The following is a 4,675-nucleotide window of genomic DNA, read 5'->3' as shown; positions in this document are numbered from 1 at the left end:
AGCACGGCGGCCGCGGCCGTGAACAGGCCCGTCGTCCAGCCGAACCGGCGGCGGTTGCGGTGTCTGCGGGCCGCGTCGAGGCCCACGACGTTCGTGTCGTGCGCCGGAGCGCCGCCGTGCGCGGCGCGTTCCCGGTCGAGGGCGGCGCGTTCGCGTTCGAGGGCGGAGTCGATCCGTGCGGCCACGTCGGCCGGGACGGGGTCGGGATCCGCGGCGGCGAGCCCGGCGAGGTCGTCGGAGGTGTGGTCCAGGGCGTGGAGGATCGCGGTGGCCTCGGGGTCGGCATCCACGCGCGGCCGGAGCAGGGCCGCCTCCCGCTCGTCGAGGACCCCCGCATGCAGGTCGGCGAGCAGGTCGACGGACCACGGGGGGCCGACGAGGTCGCCCCGCCCGCTGCTCTCGTCGGTCATCGTCCCTCCCCGTATTTGCTTTCGTGAGTTGGGACGTCCCCCTCCCCCACGGGGTTCCGCAGATGCCCGAGAAGTTTCGCGAGCTTGGCGCGTCCCCGCGCGCACCGGCTCTTCACCGTTCCCTCCGCGATCTCCAGTAACCGTGCCGCCTCGGACACCGGGTACCCCTCCACGTCGACCAACACGATCGGGAGCCGCTGATCCTCGGGCAACTGATCGAGTGCCGCGGAGACCAGCATCCGGGTCTCCCGCTCGGCCATCGCGTCCCCCGGCACGGCCGGTTCGTCCCGGTCGGTCTCCGGCAACGGCACCGTGGGTCTGGCCTGGCGTCTGCGGATCCGGTCGAGGCAGGCGTTCACCACGATCCGGTGCAGCCAGGTGGACACCCGCGACTCGGCGCGGAAGGTCGCCGCGGCGCGGAAGGCGGAGACGAAGGCATCCTGCAGCGCGTCGGCGGCCTCCTCGGGATCGCGGACGGTGCGGAGGGCGACCGCCCACATGCGGTCCCGGTGCCGTCGGACCAGTTCGTCGAAGGCGTGCGGATCCCCGGCCGCGTGCGCGGCGACGAGATCGGCGTCCGTGGGCGCTGCTGCGGTCACCCGGCAGAGAGTACTAAGGCTGCCACCCGCAGTGGGGATCACCTCACAGTGTGACAGCCCTTCGTCTCGATGCCTCGATCAGGTCATTTCTGTGGGAGAAAGACCAGTTCCGACAGTTGCGACTGGTATTCCGGCGCCTCCCCCGAGAGGGCCGTGATCCACACGAGGACGTGCCGGGTGGAGGTCGGCTCGGACAGCCGGAACTCGGTGCGCTCACCGTCGAGCGTGCCGGAGGCCACCACCTCGGTGTCAGCCGGTTCGGGGTCGGCCGAGTCGGCGACCCGGATCTCCAGTTCGGTCCCGGGGCTGTCCGCGACGACCCGGACCGCGGCCAACTCGATCGGCTCGTCGAACTCGCTGATCAGGCCGACGCCGGACTTGAAGGCGGGGAACTGCTCGCGGTAGGCGTCGGTGTCCCACACCGTCGAGGGGTCGCCGTCGACGGCGTGGGGTGCCTCGTCCACCCCGTCACCCTCACCCTCGGGGTTGAAGACGTCGACGCCGGACGGTTCGACCGGGTCACCGAGCCCGGATCCCCCGTCGTCGCCGGCCCCGGCGCGGTCGTCCGTCGGTTCGGACTCCCGCTGCGCGGACGTCTCCTCGGCCAGGTTGACCGGCGGGCCGGACGGCGGATCGTCCCGGAAGAAGCTGATCGCCATCATCCCGAGCCACGCGAGCACCACGATCGCACCGATCACGACGACGCTCACCCCGAGCGCCAGCTTGCGCCGCCGGGTGGCGTCGCGCACCGGTTTCGACGTCGTCCACACGCCGCCGTCGGGATCGACGTTCTCCGGCGGGTGGTGGGCGTGTTCTTCGGCGCGGGCCGCCTGGTCGAGCATCCGCAGCACCGCGGAACTGGTGCGCACGCCGCCGTGCCCCTCGTCGGCGATGGTGCGTACGGCGACCGAGGACAACTCGGGCGGCACCCCGGACATCAGCGAGTGCGGCGGGATCAGCGCCCCGGCCTGGTTGCGGGGCGCCGAGGGGATGGCCGGTGGCCCACCCGGCAATGCCCACCGGCCGGTGAGCAGCAGATACAGCACCGCCCCGAGTGCCTTGACGTCGTCGCGCAGGGTGGTGTCCGGCAGGGCACCGGGGAACGCGAGGCGCAGGCGCCCGTCCTGGGCCAGCCGCAGCCGCTGCGGATGGTCGATGCCGAGCACCAGACCGGACTGGTGGGCGGCCTCGACCGGCTCGGCGAGGCCGCGGACCATCCGGACGGCGTCGCCGGGCTCGACCCGCTGCTGGGTGAGGACGTCGACGAGGTCGGTGCCCCGGGTCCACTCGGCGACCACGATCCCCAGGATGCCCTCGCTGGAGCTGATGCCGTTGCCGAGCGTGAGCACGTCCAGCACCCGCGCCACGTTCGGGTGCTCGAACTTGGCCACGTGCGCGGCCCGCTCCAGTGTCCGTCTGCCCTGCCGCGCCGCCTCGACGTCCGCGGGATCGCCCACCAGTACCGTCAACGCGACGTCGCGCTTGAGCTGCCCGTCCCGGGCACGCCACAGGTGGGCCCCGCCGCGTTCGTCGACGCCGAACTGGGCGAGCAACCGGTAGCGGCCGTCGCCGACGACCCCGCCGGGCGCCAGTGATCCACCGCGCGTACGGAAGCCCACTCGGGTCGCCTCCCCCTACCGAATCAGTGCCCGGACGCGAGCGGCCCGCGCCGGGTTCCGTGACCGGTTCGCCCCGCGAGCTGATTCGGTCACCGCCGACTCCCGTCGACCCCGACCGGCGCTGCCGCCCCTTACTCCTCGCACGAGGGTACGTGACCGCGCCGCGCCCCCGTGCGGTATCGGTGCCCGGCCGGGTTACCCGCGGCGGACCATGCCGACCACCCGCCGGGTGATCGGGGCGAGCTCGTCGATCCGCAGCGCCGCCAGCACCCCGAACGACACCGCCAGCCCCACGATGCCCTGGACGATGAGCTTCACCCAGGCGGTGCCGACCGTGCCGAGGTCGGGCACGAGCATCCCGGTCAGCACGGCGGCGAGTGCGCCGAGTCCGCTGGCGACGACGGTGAACAGGATGACCCCGAGCACCCGTTTGCTGCGCAGGTTGCCGAGCTTGACCCACAGCCACACCTGCCCCATGACCGCGCCCACGACGAACACCATCGAGTTCACCAGCATCACGCCGAGCACGACGTTGACCGGGCTGAGCACCGCGGAGGCCAGGTACAACAGCGGGATCTTCACCGCCGTCATCACGACCATGATCAACGTCGGGGTGCGCGAGTCCTTCATCGCGTAGAACACGCGCATCTGCAACATGACCAGCGCGTACGGCACCAGTCCGAACACCGAGACCGCCAGCGCCTGCCCCAGCCGCTCGGCGTCGGCCACCGAGCCACGGCCGAGGGCGAACAGCGCCACCCCGATCGACGGCCCCGCCACGGCCATGACCGCCGAGACCGGCATGAGCATCAGCGTCGTGAGCCGCGATCCGTAGGAGAGGTCCTCGACCAGCTTGTCCCGTTCGTCGTCCGCCGCGGCACGGCTCATCCTCGGCATCAGCGCGGTCAGCAGGGACACGCCGATCACGCCGTAGGGCAGCTGGAACAACAGCCACGCGTTCGAGTAGATGGACGGGCCGCCCTCGGCGCCACCGGTGAGCACGCGGGTGTTCACCACCATGCCGATCTGGCTGACGGCGACGTAGCCGAGGATCCAGGCGGCCAGTCCGCCGAACTCCTTCAGCCGCTCGTCGATCCCCCAGCGCCAGCGGAACCGGAAGCCGGACCGCAGCAGCGGCGGGATCAGGAAGGTGGCCTGGGCGACCATCGCGGTGAGCACGCCGATCCCGAGGACGAGCACCTGCGGATCGCTCATGTTCGTCGGCACGACCGTCGGGTCGCCGGGGACCAGCGCGAACGCGCCGATGGTCGCGAAGATGACCAGGTTGTTGATCACCGGCGCCCACTGGGCGGGGCCGAAGATCTGTTTGGCGTTCAGGATCGCCGACAGCACGGCGAACAGCCCGTAGAACAGCAGACCCGGGAGCAGCAGGTACGCGAACCAGGTCGCCAACTGCTGGTTGGCCGCGCCGTCGTCCTCCATCAGCAGCCCGGTCAGCCACGGCGCGAGCGCGGTGGAGAGCACCGCACCGGCGCCGAGCATGGTCACCGCCAACGTGATCAGACGTTGCGTGTAGGACTCGCCGCCGTCCTCGTCGTCCTGCGACCGGACGAGCAGCGGAACGACGACACTCGTCAGCACACCGCCGAGCAGCAGCTCGTTGATGATCAGCGGGAGGGTGTTGGCGACGGTGAACGAGTCGTAGAGCACGCCGAGCGTCGCCACCCAGGCCAGCATCACCTTCCAGGCGAAGCCGGTGATGCGGCTGGTCAGCGTGGCGATGGCCATCCGGCCGCCCGCCTTCGCCAGCGACGGGCCCTTCTTCTGTTCGTCCTCGCCCTCGGGCTCGTCGAGCTGGACCTCCGGCAGCCGCTCGCCGATCGGTTCCGAGGTGATCCTCGGCATCATCCGCGTGGCGAGCTCGTCGTACGGCCGCAGCACGTCCGGGTCGGCCGAGGGCCACCGCACGCCCGGATCCCGGGGGATGTAGACGGTGCGGTCGCCGTCGTGGGTCTCCTGCCGCCACGGCCGGACGGGGCGCCCGCGGTTCTGCGGCGGCCTCCCCCGGCGCGGGGGTTGCCCGGGC

At 71.8% G+C, this 4,675-nt stretch carries 3 protein-coding genes and 1 pseudogene; all 4 read right to left on the bottom strand.

Features of this window, described 5'->3' with window-relative positions:
- Positions 1-410: pseudogene (locus tag SACPADRAFT_RS32965) on the bottom strand (hypothetical protein); the annotation flags it as partial.
- Positions 407-1,009 (bottom strand): RNA polymerase sigma factor SigM, encoded by a 603-nt coding sequence (gene sigM / locus SACPADRAFT_RS0214620; protein WP_028662475.1) that lies wholly within the window; start codon positions 1,007-1,009, stop codon positions 407-409. The gene sigM and the pseudogene SACPADRAFT_RS32965, both read right to left, overlap by 4 nt.
- Before the next feature lie 83 nt (positions 1,010-1,092).
- Positions 1,093-2,628: a protein kinase family protein gene (locus tag SACPADRAFT_RS0214615; protein ID WP_007026581.1), complete on the bottom strand. Its 1,536-nt coding sequence runs from the start codon at positions 2,626-2,628 to the stop codon at positions 1,093-1,095.
- A gap of 195 nt (positions 2,629-2,823) precedes the next feature.
- Entirely contained in the window at positions 2,824-4,575 is a 1,752-nt protein-coding gene (gene murJ, locus SACPADRAFT_RS0214610; protein WP_084258455.1) for a murein biosynthesis integral membrane protein MurJ, read from the bottom strand.
- Between the last annotated feature and the right edge of the window lie 100 nt (positions 4,576-4,675).

It is taken from the genome of Saccharomonospora iraqiensis subsp. paurometabolica YIM 90007 (assembly GCF_000231035.2).
Lineage (GTDB): Bacteria > Actinomycetota > Actinomycetes > Mycobacteriales > Pseudonocardiaceae > Saccharomonospora > Saccharomonospora paurometabolica.
The sequence above is the reverse complement of the archived record's forward strand: the minus strand, read 5'-3'. Positions and strand labels throughout refer to the sequence as shown.